The sequence below is a fragment of the Sorangiineae bacterium MSr12523 genome, from assembly GCA_037157775.1.
GTDB lineage: Bacteria > Myxococcota_A > Polyangia > Polyangiales > Polyangiaceae > Pendulispora > Pendulispora brunnea.
Genome location: CP089982.1, coordinates 7,121,658 through 7,135,003, shown reverse-complemented (window position 1 = coordinate 7,135,003; position 13,346 = coordinate 7,121,658). Strand labels below are relative to the sequence as shown.

Genomic DNA, 13,346 nt, shown 5'->3' with positions numbered 1-13,346 from the left:
CAGTTTCTTGAAACGTGATGCTCGTTGCGTGGAATTTTCCATGGTCCAAAGGACCATACGCAAAGGAGGGGGATGGCCCCTAGCTCAGTCCCGATCTTGCGGCAGATTGTTCTGAACCCCCGCCACGGCCGGACGCGACGAGCTACCGGCGCGATAGAGTAGATCCTGCCACACGATGGGCGAACGGGTCTGAAACGCGCTCTTGAACGACGTCACGACGGCGCCATCGCGTGTGAGCTGAAAGCTCGGGCGGTCGTTGGCGGCCAGCGGTGCGTCGACGAATTGCGGACCGGCGGCAACGTCGACCTTCGTGTTGGCACCGCCGGAGGTGATTTGAATGGTTCCGGGAGACTTGAGCATGCCGAGCACGAAGACGCGATCCACAAACGGAACGTCGTTTTTCGATTTGGTTGCGACGGGTTGCTTGGCCGTATCGCGAGCCGCGGTGCTCTTGTGCATGCGGTGCGCATAATACAGCACGTCGCGTACGATCGCCGGCTTCTTACGCGTCTTGAACCACGTCGCGTAATACGCTGTCAAATCGTAAAACGCATATTGCGTGGCGGAATTCGGACGCAATGCGTGCCCTTCGGCGTGATCGTTCCAAGTGATGGCCTGGACCATCTTCACCCCGGAATTGATGGCCGCGGTCCATGTATTGGCCTGCGTCTTGAACCCTGCTGTTTCGGTGGTGATGGATAGATAAGGCCGATTGTCCGTGTGGCTGACCGGCGGTGAATAGGGGACACCGTTCGCGTCGCCCCAGTCTTTCAACGTTTTGATCCCCGAGCTCGGGTCGTTGGTGTACGGAACGTTGTCCCAGCGCGAATAGGTGGCCCCTTTCATGAAGGGCTTCATCGCATTGCGGTTGGCCTCCGTGGGGGAGAGCAACGATCCCCATAGCACCGCCTTGATGCCGTGAACCTTCTCGAGCTGATCGAAAAATTCGTCGTAAAAGGAAGCCGGCAATGCCTCTGGTCGGAAGCTGCCTACGACGTATTTGCCTCCGATTTTGCGCCACGACGCTCGGTTCTTGAATGCCGCGATGTGGTCCGCCCGGCCGCGAGGATCCCTATCTGCGGGCGTTTTGCCCGACATGATGTGGCTATCGATGTTGGGAATGACGTAGAACGGCGCGTTCGGGTTCGCTGCGGTGAACTCGTCCGCGGCGTCGAAGAGATCGACGAGTTTCTGCCAGCGTCGATCGCTCGGTGGGAACCAAAAGTTGAACAGGAATCCGTCGATGCCGACGGCGGCGGCGGTCGTGATGTCCGCTTTCATATCGGCCTTGCCGTAGCCGGCTGGCCCGGGGACGGCCAGGATCGGAATCGGTTGATCCCGTAGCCGCCCGCCGAATTCCGCATAGGTTCCCGTCGGCGTGAGCCATTCGGTATAATGGTTCTTGTAGTTTCCGCCTCCCAGGTTGTCGTAATACCGCACGGTATAATCGTGCCAATGCGCGAATACTTTGTATTCGCTCTTGGCGAGTTCGGTCCGCGAGGGCATGTCGAACGGCAAGACACTGTTCGCCAGCTGGGCGGACTCCGTGTCGATCATGGGACCGGTGTCATTTGCGGCAGCCGAATCCGAGTCCGTGTCGGACGTGACTCCGGGGTCCGATTCATGGTCCACGTTGGGCGTGGGGTTTGTCTCCGAGTTCGGGTCCGTCTCCGAGGGGGAGGAGCATGCGGACATTGTCAATGCACCTGCAACGAAGAGGCCTGCGAGACCGAAGGTCGGTCGAATGCATCCGAGCGATTTCAAAGTAGTAGCTCCCTTCGGCGCGTGCCTGGTGCGAACCGCATGCCGTACTTTCCGCATGTGGCACAACACGCCATCTCTTGGGAAATGGCGGCAAAAAATCGCACGAACCACGCGTGCGGGAATCACGCGATCATGGACGCGAGACCGTGAATTGCGCCTTCCTGGGGCAATTTCATCGCCTCAATGGTGGCGACGCCACATTCGTACATACCGTGTTGCGCGATAAAAGCAACCCGTATCGTCGTGTCGTATAACATGCACTGTATTGGAGAGTATCGAGGCTGATTGCCACTTCAATCTTCTCTCCAGCCCACTCTTCTCGATCACGAGACGGTCCGTCGTCAGGACTGCGGGGGGGGGCGGGGCAGCGTGTCGGCTGAAAGGGCAAACGAGTCGTCGTCCTCCGATTCGGGAAGAGACGCCGCCATCGCCGCGAAGAGTGGATCGAGCTCACATGCCATTGTAAGACCTATCGACCGCGTTCTCTCGAAGGTTCCCGCAATTCGCACGAAGGATACGACAAATGCCCTTGACCGCGCAGGATGCAGTGAAGCAGCTCGTGGCCGACGAATTGAGGCCGACATTCAAGGCACGCGGCTTCCGCACCAAAGGCCTCACGTTCTATCGTCAGGTCGCGGACAACTTTGGGCTTGTCCAGCTGCAGAAGAGCCAAGCCTCGACCGCCGCCACGGTCCAGTTCACCATCAACCTCGGCGTCTTCTCGGGCCGCATCCAGAGGGTGCTCTCGGAGATCACGTGGATGCCCGACGTCACCGGGGTACCAACGGAACCGGACTGCCACCTTCGGCAACGGATTGGCCATCTTCTGCCGGAGGCGCGGGATACGTGGTGGTCGGTTCGTCCCGATACGAACCTCGCGGAGTTTGGTACGAAACTTCGTTTGGTGCTCGAAGAGCATGCTTTTCCATTCCTCGACGCGCGGGTCACGGATGAGGGGCTGCGGGATCACTGGCTACAACACATGCCCCACCTGCGAGATGGCCTCGCACTTGCCGTCCTCGTTCGCGATCTCGGTCCACGGGCGATGCTGGCACCCTTGCTGGAACGGCTGCGTGCCGAGGCTTCCCCGAGCGCGACGTTCCTCGTTGCAGCCATCGAGCGGTTCGCCGCGACACTGCAGTAACGGCATTGTGACCGGAAGCTCGATATCGCGGTAGAGTTGCGAATTGCCCCAGCCGTGGGCAAGGCTCCCGAGGCCGTGCTGGGCGATGTCGAATTTGACCCAGAGGCGCGCGCCGCTTCTCGTGCGTAGAGTTCGAAATAGGGAAGGGGGATGCATGATGGGCAATCTGCAACGATTGGGCAAAGTCAGCACCTACGAGATTGAACCCTATTCTGGACTCGTGAACGGGCTCGACGCCGTTCCTGGAAATGCGGCGCTCGCGGTTTCTACAGGGCCTTCGCGGCAGCTCTCCTCGCTGGACGTTGCCACCGCCCACGATCACTCGGTTTATTACTACCGGCAAGCGGCCGATATTCTGGCCGACGTAGCCTCATGGGCGTACTCCGACTGTGAGGTCCTCCTGGACGAGCTCCAGCATCGCGGCATCATCGGCCCCGGCGGGGCGACCTGCAAACAGGTGTCGGTATCGAACCACCCGATGCTCGTGGTGGCGACGGCCTTTTTCATTCGCGCCGGCAACGTCGGCGTCATTGCGTTTCGTGGGACGGAGCCGGCCAACGCCATCAACTTTCTAACCGATGCCAACTGCAGAATGGTCGACTTCCTCGCCATGGGCCGCGTCCACGGCGGCTTCGTGCGAAACGTGCGCGCCGTGTGGTCCGAGCTGGCCGATTCGGTCCAGAAGGCCATCGACGATCAGGCCGAGGACAAGCGCCTCAAGGCCCTCTACATCACGGGCCATAGCTTGGGTGGGGCCATGGCCATCGTGGCCGCCGCGCTCATCTTCGGCCGCCCCGTGTACGTGAACTGGCGGCCGCTCGTGCGCGGAATCTATACGTACGGGCAACCGATGGTGGGCGACAAGGAGTTCGCCAAGACCTGCGGGCGCTTCGACAAAATGGTATTCCGGCACGTCTACGGAAAAGATCTGGTGACCCGGCTGCCATCGATCATCCTGGGAGACTTCGAGCATTTTGGCTACGAGTTTCACGGGGGTGAGGACGGGTGGTCACCTCGGAGCAAGCTCTCGCAACAAGTCATATCGGCTGCGTTGAGCATTCCCGTCGGAATGGCGGCGTGGGTATTCGATCAAATTCCGGTTTTGCATCGGGTTCGTCTGCCCTATTCGGTGGGCGATCATTCGCCCATCAGCTATCTGCAGGCATTCCGCGAAGCGCGAAGCTAACCGATCAACGCCCGCGTGACGGCGATCGATGGGATTGTGAGTGCTTGGTCGCAAATTCCAGGGCCGAAGGAGGCAGAAGCTTTTCTGCCTCCTCGAGCACGCGCCGGTTCACCGCGTTTTTCGTGAGAAAGCGCATGCGAAGGTCGGCGTCCAAAATGTGCTCTGCGCGAAGGCGCACCCGTTCGACGGCGCCCTCCAGTGCCCGCGTGGCCGCGGCGCTCTTTGCGGCCGCGTAAGCCTCGAAGGCAGCTAGCCAAAGCCCCACCTCCATGAAACCGCAGCCACCGTCCGCATACGAGGCGATGGCCGCGTCCACGAGGCTGCACGCCTCGGGCGCTCGCCGGCTGCGCAGCAGGATTCTCGTCAGCACGGCGCTGGCATGAGCCCTGTAAATCGAAAACCCCGTGATCATCTCGAGGCCGAGCCGGGCGTGCTTTTCCGCCGACCCGATGTCGCCGTGCAGCAGCAGAATCTCCGCGAGAATCGCGTTCGACAGCCCATGGAAGCTCCGATCGCCCGGCTGTTCCAAAAAGGCGCGAAGATGCCGCTCGGCCTCCTCGATCGAGCCCGTGTCGCCCTTGTCGAGCAGGAGCATGGCCAGATAAGGCGTTGCATTCGAGATGAGCCAGGCTTCCCGCGAGCGGTGCGCCTCGGCCAAGGCGGCTCGCAATTTTTGCTCGCCGGCATCGATGTTGCCAACGTGGGCCAGTGAGATGCCTCGGTAGATGCGCGCAAACGCAACCAGGCGGTGGTGGCCGCATGCTTCGAACATGCCTTCGGCATCCGCGGCCGCCGTGGACGCGGCCCAGGGCTCCGGGCGCAGGTACCAGGCGTATTCTGCGTGGGCGAGCCGCCAGAGGCCCTTTCCAAAGAGGCTCGTGATGGGCGCGACGTGCTCGTCCATCTTCGCGAGATGCCGCTCGGCTTGCGCTCGCGCCCCCGCGCGGGCGAAGTACCCCGCCGCGAGCCACGCGGCCTCCATGCGCGTCACCGTGCTCTTCGCGTCGCACTCGGCCGCCCAAAGCTCCTCACCCCAACGAGACACCTCCTCCGGCCGCACGAGAATTCCCGCGGCCATGAGCATCATTCCCGCAGCCATGTACCAAGCCTTGCCGCCGCGGGGCAGGAGAGGGAGCGCCCGCACGAGGAGCGGATGCACGTTGGCGAAGTCGCAATCCAGCGCGTGCGCCCGCGCGCGCACCGTGAGCAAGGTGCCCAGGAGCTCGCCCTCGGCGCCGCACACGATGGCGCGCTCGGTGAGGGGAATGACGGCTTGGAGATCGCTCTGATCGAACGCGTCGATGGCCGCCTTCGTGTAGCAGCCTGCCGCCTGCGTCATCATGTCGCCGAGCGCGAAATGCTCCGCCAGCACACGCGGATCGCGCTCGCCCATCGATTCGAGGAAGGCGGCCGTCGCCCGATGTCCTGCGATTCGGTCCGCATCGGTCAGCATGCTGTACGTCGCCTCGCGCACCAGATCGTGTCGGAACGAATACTGGACGTCGCCGAGGAATCGTCCCCCGGCGTCACGCAAGACGAGCTCCTGATTGACCAGGCTCCCGAGCCAGTCGTCCACACTCGCACCGGACTCGTGTTCCCCGAGGAGCGCGAGCACGCCGCCGCGCCAGAAGGTGCCGCCGAAAACACTGGCCGCCCGCAGCACGCGCCGCAGATCCGGTGCGAGGCGTTTGAGGCGCGCCTGCAGCATCGCGAGCACCGTGGCAGGCATGGCCCCTGAGTCGCCCTCGACCACGAAGCGAATCAATTCTTCCAAGAAGAGCGCATTGCCCGCGGCCTGGTCGACGATGCGTGCCACGATGGCCGGCGCGACATCTTCCCCGAGGACGCGTGCCACGAGCTGGGTGCTCGCCTTTTTCGTGAGGCCGTCGAGGCGGAAATCTTGGCGTTTGCGCTCCGACCAGAGCTTCGGAAAAAGATCATCCACCTCGGGCCGGGCCAAGGCCAAAACCATGATGGGCTTGTCGCTGCACTCGCGCAACATCGTATCCACGGCACGCACGGTGAGAACATCGCCCCATTGCAGATCTTCGAGGACGAGCAGCACGGGATGCGCCGTGCTCTCGGCTCGGAAGAACGAGACCAACGCGGAGCTCACGTGACCGAACATCGAGTGGGGTTCGCTCCGTGCATCGCGCAGCCTGGGACTGCTCTCCGAAGGAAACGGAATTCCGCATAGCTCACCGAGGAATTCGCTGACGAATTGCACTTCGTTGGCGGGCACGAAACGCCGGACGCGGTCGCGAAGTTTGGTCTGCTGCGTCGACGGGTCCTCCCCGTCACGGATGTCGAAGAGCTCGCGGAAGGCATCCCACAAAAGGCCGTACGGCGCTCCAGCGCGCGTTGGATCGCTTCGGCCGACCAAGATCTGGAGCCCGTCCACCTCGGCGGCGACTTGCCGCAGAAACTCGCGACGCAGCCTGGACTTGCCAATGCCCGGCGGCGCGATGAGCATCGCGAGCCGGGCCACCGGTTCTTCGCAGCACTCCGAAAGCAGCATACGAAGCAGGGCGAGCTCCCGATCGCGCCCCACACAGGGCGTCGGCTTCCCGAGCAGTGGCCGCGCTTCGTCGGCGGGGAGCTCCCCTTCGATGACCCGGAACCCGGAGGCCGTTTGGCCCACTTGAAACCGTGGGTCGAGAAGCTGCGCCGTGACATCGTCGACCCACACGCCGCTCGAGTCCGGCGGCGGTTCCAACTGCGCGAGCGTCCGAAGGAACGTGCCCGCGCGCTCGATGGCTTCGCCGCTCGGCAGATGCGCCCCCACGACGCCTCGCCCGGTCGTCACCGCGACCCGGAACGAGGGTTCGACTTCGCGGACGAGGAGTGCACACCGTGCGGCTTGCACCGCCTGCTCGGTGGCGGTCATTCGCTCCGTTTGGGCGAGAATGGCAATCATCGACCCATCGACGAGGAGCTCGACGTGGGCCCCGAACCGCCCGCGTATGGCGTCGGCGAGCATGGCGCGGTGCCGCGCATTCGCGCCGACGGACACGACGATGCTCACGAGCTGCTGCTCTTCACTCAGAGGCCGCGCCGTGGTCGCAGGAACACGCTGCGTGCTCGACGGAGCATCGGGGGCGGGCACATCCGAGAGCGGCCCCAGCGCAACGAGCTCGCGCAGGAGCGCGCTGGCATCTTTCGGACGCTGCGCGGGATCCTTGGCGAGCATGCGCGCAAGCAGGTCCTCCACGGCCTCCGGCATCGCCGGCCGCAGGGTTCGCAGGCGAGGTGCTTCTTGCAAAAGGATGCTCGCCATGATCAGCGAGGTGTGATCCCCCGCGAAGGGCAATCGCCCCGTCAGGCACTCGAACATCACGCACCCCAGCGTGAACACGTCCGCAGCCGGACCGACGTTGCGCTCGCCGCGCGCTTGCTCCGGCGCCATGTACAGAGGCGTTCCCACGGCCAGGCCGGCGGCCGTGAGCTCGGAGGAAACCAGCCGTGCCACACCGAAGTCGAGGAGCGACACCTTGTCCAGGTGGCGGCCGACCAGGAAGATATTCTCGGGCTTCAGATCGCGGTGCACGATTCCGTGCCGATGCGCCGCCGAGAGTGCCTCCGCGATCTGTCGAAACACGGTCACCGTTTCGGGAAGCGTGAGACCTTGCCGCGCCAGGCGTTGGTCCAGGTCCTCGCCTTCGAGCCACTCCATGACGAGAAAGGCTTCACCCTGCGGGGTGGTTCCATGGTCGATGTACGAGACGATCCCCGGATGCCGCAGTTGCGACAGGACGCTGGCCTCGCGCGTGAATCGCTCGTGAAGATGGCGCACGTACGCGGTCGGGGCGAGCACCTTGAGCGCCACCATCGCGCCATCGCGCTGCTGATCGCGCGCGCGGTACACGACGCCCATGCCGCCGGTCCCCGCAAGCTCTTCGATGATGAACCGTCCTGCGAAGACGGTCTTGAGTTCCATTGGCGCTTCCCTCGGTCTCCTCAGTCTCTCGGTTCTTTAGTAGCCGGTGATACCAACGTAATCCGCAAACGGCTCCATGAGCCAAGCCGGCAGCAATTTTCGCGCTTCCTCGAGGGTGCGCCGGTTCGACGGATCCGTCGTCAGGAAGCGCTCTCGAAGGCGCGCGTCGGGGATCCCTTTCGCTCGCAGGCGGAGCTGCTCGAGCGCGTCCTCCAAAATGCGCAAAGCTTTCGCGCTACGCGCCGCAGCGTGAGCTTCGAATGCTGCAACGCGAAGTCGCACCTCGAAGGTGCCGCAGCCCCCGATGGACTCGGCCCAGGCAAGCGCGGTGTCCGCATGCGTGCAGGCCTCGGCAAGGCGACCGTTGTGCCGGAGGACATTCGTCAATACGGCGTCGGCATGTGGCCTTAGCACCACGAACTCCGCGATCATCTCGAGCGCGCCTCGCGCGAGGCGTTCTGCGGGCTCAAGCTCACCGCGCCCGAGGTGAATTTCCGCCAGGAGGCTCTTCGCGTGGCCTTGCATGCTGGGATCGCCCGGACCTTCCAAGAATGCGCGAAGGATGCGCTCGGCTTCGTCGATCGAGGCCGTGTCTCCTTTCTCGATCAACGCCAGCGCGAGATAGGGCACGGCCACCGAGAGCAACCACGGCTCGCGTTTGTGCCGCGCCACTTCGAAGGCCGCTCGGAGTTTCGGCTCACCCGCATCGAAGCTGCCGAGATGAACGAGCGCGTAGCCTCGAAAGACCCTCACGAACGCGAGGAGGCGCAGAAATTCGTCTTGCTCGAGCAGAGCCTCCGCCCGAGAGGCCGCCATCGAGGCCTCCCATGGATTCGGCTGGGAGCACAAGTCATCGACGAGGTGCGCCAGCTCCCACCAGGCCCTTCCATGCGCTTCGTCGAGCGAATCGATCAACCCGTCCACGTGCGCCACGTACGGCGCGATCTTGGCGTGCTGCCCGGACCAGACCAGCTTCATGATCAACGAGCACAGGGCCCGCATCCGCATCGACACCGCCTCCGGCTCGCAAGGAGCCGTCCGCAGTTTGTCGCCCAACTCCAAGGCTTCGTCCCAGCGAAGGAGGGCCGTCGTCACCAGCATCAGCGTCCCGGCGGCGAGCCACCAATCGTCGCTTCCGGGGCGGAGGAGCGACAGCGCTTCTTGGAGCAGCGAGCGAGCGTTCCCGAGGTCGAAGACGAAGAAGCTTACTCGCCCTCGCGCGGTGATGAGCGCTCCGAGGACGTCGCCCGTTGCCCCGCATGCGAGTCCGCGTTCGGAGTGCTTCGCCGCGGCGGCAAGCTCGTTGTTGTTGATCGCCTCGGTCGCTGCCCGCGCGTAATGGACCGCCGCGAGCTCGTTGTCGCCGCCGAGTGCGAAATGTTCGGCGAGAACACCGGGATCGCGCTCCCCCATCGATTCGAGAAACGCGGCGGCGGCGCGATGACCCGCCGCGCGATCCGCATCGGTCAGCGTGCCGTGAGCCGCTTCCCGCAGCAGCGCATGCCGAAACGAATATTGCGTGTCCGCGAGGAAGCGACTGGTGACATTTCGCGCGAGCAGCTCCTGATCGAGCAGCGCCTCGAGCCAGGTGTCGATGCTTTGGGCCGAATCGTGCTCTCCGAGCAAGGCGATCAACCCGGCGCGCCAAAACGTTGCCCCGTAAACGCTGGCCGCGCGAAGCACCCGGCGCAGCTCGGGCTCGAGGCGCTGGAGCCGCGCCTGCAACATCGCAATCACGGTATCGGGAATGGCGTCGGACCTGTTCTGGGCCACGAACCGAATCAGCTCCTCCAGAAAGAGCGCGTTTCCGCCGGCTTGTTCGACGATGCGTTCCACGACGTCGGGTGTGACGTGCGCGCCCAAGGCCTGGGTGACGAGCTGCCTGCTCGCCTTTTTCGTCAGCCCGTCGAGCCGGAGATCCTCGCGTTTGCGTTCCGCCCAGAGCTTCGGGTGAAGCGCCTCGACCTCGGGCCGCGCGAGGGCCAGCACCATGACGGGGCGGTCGCTGCACTCGCGCAGCATGTCGTCGATGAGCCGCACCGTGAGCCCGTCGCCCCAATGGAGATCCTCCAGCACGAGCAGCACGGGGTGTGCGCTGGACTCGGCGCGCACGAAGGCGACGAAGGCTGCGCTCACCTGGTCGGCCATGATGTCCGACTGCGTGCGCGCGCTTCGAAGCCGCGGGCTGGTCTCCGAGGGAAAAGGGATCCTACAGAGCTCGCCGATGAATTCCGTGACGAATTGCGCTTCGCCCGCGGGCACGTGCCGTCGCACCCTCTCGTGAAGCCGGCTTCGTTGCGTCGCAAGCTCCTCGCCATCGTGGACGTGAATGAGGCTTCGCAACGCATCCCAGAGCAAACCGTACGGAGCACCCGCCCGCGTCGGATCGCTGCGTCCGAGCCACACCTGCACCGTCGGCACGCTGCTCGGAGGATCGCGCTGCACCTGCCGAACGAATTCGCGACGCAGGTGCGATTTGCCAATACCGGGCGGCGCGAGCACCACGGCGAGCCGCGACACGGAGTTCTCGCAGCATTCCGCGAGCAGCATGCGAAGCTGCGCGAGCTCGCGCTGGCGACCGATGCATGGCGTCGGTTTGCCGAGCAGAAGCCGGCTTTCGTCCGTCGTCCGCTCCGCATTCAAGATGCAGACACCGGATTCCGTTCGACTCGTGCGGAAGCGCGCATCGAGCAATTGCGCCGTCACGTCATCGACCCAGACGGCACCGGTGGTGGGCGGCGGTTCCGACGCGTGCGACAGCTGGACCAGCTTGCCCGCGCGATCCATGACCTCGCCGCCCGGCAGGTGCTCCCCCACGATGCCCCGACCCGTCGTGACCACGATGCGTTGCAAAGGGGTCGGGGCCTCTTCGCGAAGGAAGAGCGCACACCGCGCCGCCTGCACGGCTTGATCGGTCGCGGTCATGCTTTCCGTCTGCGCGAGCGTGGCAATCATCGAGCCGTCCATGAGGTGCTCGACCCGTGCGCCGAAGCGACCGCGCAGCGCTTCGGCGAGAGGCCCGACGAGCGCGTGATGCACCTTGCCTTCGACGGGCGCTCGGGCGAGCGACAGGATGACGCTCACCAGTTGTTGCTCGCCCGATAGAGGGGCGACCGGAGCGAGAAGCGTCAACGCACGCTCGGGGGCGGCATCGTTCGAGAGGGGCGCAAGCTGGTTCAGTGCTTCGAGCAGCGCGCTCGCATCCTTGGGACGCCGCTCGGGATCCTTGGCCAACATCCGCGCGAGCAGCGTCTCCAGATCCTTCGGCATCGAGGGCCGCATCGAACACAGTGCGGGGGCCTCGTTCAGCAGGATGCCCGCCATGACCATCGTGGGGTGGGCTCCCTCGAAGAGCACCCGCCCGGTCAGGCATTGGAACATCACGCACCCTAGCGCGAACACGTCCGCGCTCGGACCGATGGCCTCCCCGCGCGCCTGCTCCGGGGCCATGTAATGAGGTGTCCCCAGTGCAACTTGCGTCGATGTGAGATCGGACGAAATCAGACGTGCCACGCCAAAGTCGAGCAGCGATGCGCGTTCCGGTTGGCCCCCGCGAAGGAAGATGTTCTCGGGCTTGATGTCACGGTGCACGATGCCGAGGCGATGTGCGACGGAAAGGGCCTCGGCGATGCCTCGGAAAAGGGTCACCGTCTCGACGAGCGACAGGCCTTGCCGGTGCAATCGTTGGCCGAGGCTCTCTCCCTCGAGCCATTCCATCACGAGAAAGGCATCACCCTGCGGTGTGATCCCGTGATCGATGTACGACACGATTCCGGGATGTTGCAATGTCGACAAAACGAACGCCTCGCGTGCGAATCGCTCGTGCGGACGGAGCATGTGTCCGAGTCGACGAAGTACCTTGAGGGCCACCGGTGCGCTGCCGCGCTTTTGATCGAGCGCACGGTAAACGACGGCCATTCCGCCCGTGCCCGCCACCGCCTCCACGAGGAAGCGTTCGGCGAAGATTGTCTTGAGCTCGAGCCTGTCTACGGCCATGGCGCCCCCTGCGTTGGCGGTCCACGGGGGATCCTAGGTGCCGTCGCTGGCGCCGGCGACCAAATCAGGAATCCGTTCGCGAAATCGGTCGCAGATATGACCGTTAGGACGGATCTGAAATGTCGGGCTCGTATTCAAGACAAACCGCCAGGACGCAAGGGCCGCCGGCGCATGAGGGGGGGATTAACCCCTTGTCGGCGGCGGCCCTGGCGTCCTGGCGGTGGCCACGTCCCTCCGAGGACGCGGCCAGCGTCCATTCATTTGAATTTCTGGATTTCGCCCGCCAAGATCCGAGACGGTCCCCTCCCAAAAACCCGTACGGACCATGCGAGCGAAATCCAGTGACGAGACGCGCGTTACGCGTCAGCGAGAATAAGCGGGCTCGCCTCGGTCGAGCCCGCGGTACTATCCGTTAGCTACTCAGTGGTCGCCCGCGGCGCATTCCACGCCGGCGCTCGCACGCGAGAGCTTGACTTCCACCAGGTCCAACACGTTCAGGACCACGGCGGCCGAGTCGATCGAGCTGCCGTCGCTCGACTGTGCATTGATGGTCATGTACCCGAGGTTGAGCCCCAGGACGTCCTTGAGATCGTACACCACCGTGTTCGGGACGGCCGTGTAGTCGACAATGGGCTTGCCATTGAGTTTCATGTTCGTGATGGTCGTCTTCGCCGACACCACCGGGCCGCCCGCCGAGCACGATGCGTCCGCGTCTTGCTGAATGACGTCGTAGGTGATCATCAGCTTGAGGTAGTCGGGCGCGTTCTTGCCAACGAGGTCATCGATCAGATCGGACAACCCGAGGCCCTGCAGGAGCTTCGCGAGGTCGATGATGATGCCGCCGCCGCCTGGCGCAAAGAGGTCGCTCAGCAAAGAGCCCTCGGGCGCGGCCTCGAAGACCGTGCCATTGACGCTCGCCGAGGCGGCATGGGTGCCGCTGTCCGAGCCCTTGACCGAGGCGTTGAGGTTGGCATATTGCGCGAGGTTGTCCGCGTTAACGCCAGTCAACGTCCAGGCCTTGGGCGTGCCCGCTGCGTCGAGGGCGCCCGGGTCAGCGACGTTCAGCCCGCCGTAGTTACCCAGTCCAAACGGCTTGAAATCCACGGACGCCGCCACCGCGCGACCCGAGTGACCCTTGGCCTTGACGGCCGCAGGCACCGGCTTCGCACCCTGATCTCCGGTGAGCTGGTCGCTCGAAGAAGTGCCGCTGTCGCCCGAAGCGCAACCGAGTGCTCCGATCGATGCCGCGAAAAGTGCAATTACTCCTGCACGAAACCAATTAGATCGAATCATTGTCGTGACCTCCCCTAACGTTCCAA

General features: G+C 64.2%; 6 protein-coding genes. 2 read left to right on the top strand and 4 right to left on the bottom strand.

What is annotated here, in order from left to right; translation table 11 throughout:
- Positions 1–84 precede the first annotated feature (84 nt).
- Positions 85–1,557 carry a hypothetical protein gene (locus tag LZC95_27700; GenBank protein WXA90234.1) on the bottom strand — a complete coding sequence of 491 codons (1,473 nt, stop codon included), beginning with the start codon at positions 1,555–1,557 and terminating at the stop codon, positions 85–87.
- Between the two features lie 730 nt (positions 1,558–2,287).
- Between LZC95_27700 and LZC95_27695 the strand changes: the two genes are divergently transcribed.
- Together LZC95_27695 and LZC95_27690 are read left to right on the top strand one after the other, a co-directional pair.
- Positions 2,288–2,908 (top strand): DUF4304 domain-containing protein, encoded by a 621-nt coding sequence (locus LZC95_27695; protein ID WXA90233.1) that lies wholly within the window; start codon positions 2,288–2,290, stop codon positions 2,906–2,908.
- Positions 2,909–3,062: 154 nt separating this feature from the next.
- A complete protein-coding gene (locus tag LZC95_27690) occupies positions 3,063–4,094 on the top strand; it encodes a lipase family protein (protein WXA90232.1) in 1,032 nt (343 codons plus the stop codon).
- Positions 4,095–4,098: 4 nt separating this feature from the next.
- Here LZC95_27690 and LZC95_27685 read toward each other — a convergent pair whose 3' ends face one another.
- The 3 genes from LZC95_27685 to LZC95_27675 all read right to left on the bottom strand — a co-directional run bounded on the left by LZC95_27685 (position 4,099) and on the right by LZC95_27675 (position 13,185).
- The gene (locus LZC95_27685) at positions 4,099–8,031 is read right to left on the bottom strand and encodes a protein kinase (GenBank protein ID WXA90231.1); all 3,933 of its coding nucleotides are present in this window, start codon (positions 8,029–8,031) and stop codon (positions 4,099–4,101) included.
- A 36-nt stretch (positions 8,032–8,067) separates the two neighbouring features.
- Positions 8,068–12,027, bottom strand: coding sequence for a protein kinase (locus tag LZC95_27680; GenBank protein WXA90230.1), 3,960 nt, complete (start codon positions 12,025–12,027; stop codon positions 8,068–8,070).
- Between the two features lie 420 nt (positions 12,028–12,447).
- A complete protein-coding gene (locus LZC95_27675) occupies positions 12,448–13,185 on the bottom strand; it encodes a hypothetical protein (protein WXA90229.1) in 738 nt (245 codons plus the stop codon).
- Positions 13,186–13,346: the final 161 nt, after the last annotated feature.